Annotated in this window: 1 protein-coding gene and 2 pseudogenes; 1 reads left to right on the plus strand and 2 read right to left on the minus strand. The window is 60.8% G+C overall.

The genetic code is table 11. The features are described from left to right. Positions 1 to 96: pseudogene (locus ACQKP2_RS32900) on the minus strand (efflux RND transporter periplasmic adaptor subunit); the annotation flags it as partial. Between ACQKP2_RS32900 and ACQKP2_RS32905 the strand changes: the two are divergent. Continuing rightward, positions 96 to 1,034, plus strand: a pseudogene (locus tag ACQKP2_RS32905) (FAD-dependent oxidoreductase); the annotation flags it as partial. The pseudogenes ACQKP2_RS32900 and ACQKP2_RS32905 sit on opposite strands and share 1 nt — an antisense overlap. A 65-nt stretch (positions 1,035 to 1,099) precedes the next feature. On the opposite strand, the gene ACQKP2_RS32910 reads toward ACQKP2_RS32905, so the two are convergent. After that, on the minus strand, positions 1,100 to 1,392 hold a 293-nt coding region (locus ACQKP2_RS32910; RefSeq protein ID WP_427582391.1), incomplete at its 5' end, for a hypothetical protein.

The following is a 1,392-nucleotide window of genomic DNA, read 5'->3' on the forward strand; positions in this document are numbered from 1 at the left end:
GCAACGCTTGACCTGTACCTGATAAACCTGGGATTGCGCCTGGGTCTCGCTGACCTTGGCCTCGGCCCGCGCCACCTCGAAGCGGCCGACGGAATGGCCTGGGTTGTGCCGACGTGCTGGTGCGCGGCGGTGTAACGCCGGTGGTGTTCGACAAGAACCCGGAAATCGGTGGCCTGCTGACCTTCGGTATCCCCGAGTTCAAACTGGAAAAGACCGTGCTGAGCAATCGCCGCGAAGTCTTCACCGGCATGGGCATCCAGTTCCGCCTCAACACCGAGGTGGGCAAGGACATCACCATGGAGCAACTGCTCGAAGAATACGATGCCGTGTTCATGGGCATGGGCACCTACACCTACATGAAGGGCGGCTTTGCCGGTGAGGACCTGCCGGGGGTGTATGACGCGCTGGACTTCCTGATCGCCAACGTCAACCGCAACCTGGGCTTTGAAAAGTCGCCGGAAGATTTCGTCGACATGAAAGGCAAGAAGGTCGTGGTGCTCGGTGGTGGCGACACGGCGATGGACTGCAACCGAACCTCGATTCGCCAGGGCGCCAAATCGGTGACCTGTGCCTATCGTCGTGACGAAGCGAACATGCCGGGCTCGCGCAAAGAGGTGAAGAACGCCAAGGAAGAAGGCGTGAAATTCCTCTACAACCGCCAGCCGATCGCTATCGTCGGTGAAGACAAGGTCGAAGGTGTGAAGGTGGTCGAGACGCGTCTCGGCGAGCCGGACGCCCGCGGCCGTCGCAGCCCCGAGCCGATCCCCGGTTCCGAAGAGGTCATCCCGGCTGACGCTGTGGTCATCGCATTCGGTTTCCGCCCAAGCCCGGCGCCGTGGTTCGAGCAATTCAGCATCCAGACCGACAGCCAGGGCCGCGTTGTCGCGCCTGAGCAGGGCCAGTACAAGCACCAGACCAGCAACCCGAAAATCTTTGCCGGTGGCGACATGGTGCGCGGTTCGGACCTGGTGGTGACCGCGATCTTCGAAGGCCGCAACGCAGCCGAAGGGATCCTGGATTACCTGGGCGTCTGACCCTTCCCTGAGCTGAAGGCAATGCCCCTGTGGGAGCGAGCCTGCTCGCGATAGCGGTGTATCAGTCACTGATGTATTGACTGACACGCCCTCATCGCGAGCAGGCTCGCTCCCACAGTTGTTTCGCGGTGTTGCGAAAACCGTGATTCTCCCCGCGACAAATTGACCCGATAGACAAAAGGCTGACCTGCATCCGTGCCTTTTGCGCCCGGCTCTGAGAAAATGCCCGCACTTTTTTTCCGGATGCCGACATGACTGCCCTGAAGAACGACCGTTTCCTCCGCGCCCTGTAATTTCGCCTGCGGGCCCGGGACATCGAGCTCAGACGCCTGAATGACTTCGCTTCTGCCTACGGAAA

Origin of the sequence: Pseudomonas sp. NPDC089569 (genome assembly GCF_050280625.1) — a bacterium.
Taxonomy (GTDB): Bacteria; Pseudomonadota; Gammaproteobacteria; order Pseudomonadales; family Pseudomonadaceae; genus Aquipseudomonas.